Here is a 268-nt window from a genome sequence, read left to right as displayed (position 1 = left end):
CAGTAAGGATGGTGGAGCTATGCGGGATCGAACCGCAGACCTCCTGCGTGCAAGGCAGGCGCTCTCCCAGCTGAGCTATAACCCCATCGTAAATGCTAATCTCTGTACCCTAATTCGTTTCCGGGCAAGGCGCGGTGGTGCGAAGCATACTGAAGTATGCGAGCATCGCCGTAACACAGCACGGAGGCGAATTTGGTAGGCCTGAGTGGACTTGAACCACCGACCTCACCCTTATCAGGGGTGCGCTCTAACCACCTGAGCTACAAGC

1 tRNA gene is annotated in these 268 nt (G+C 56.3%); it reads right to left on the bottom strand.

From position 1 onward, the window contains the following. Positions 1 to 9: 9 nt before the first annotated feature. Positions 10 to 85 (bottom strand) — tRNA-Ala (locus tag OGX94_RS00045). Positions 86 to 268: the final 183 nt, after the last annotated feature.

The organism is Citrobacter sp. Cpo037, assembly GCF_030332945.1.
Classification (GTDB): domain Bacteria; phylum Pseudomonadota; class Gammaproteobacteria; order Enterobacterales; family Enterobacteriaceae; genus Citrobacter; species Citrobacter portucalensis.
The sequence above is the reverse complement of the archived record's forward strand: the minus strand, read 5'-3'. Positions and strand labels throughout refer to the sequence as shown.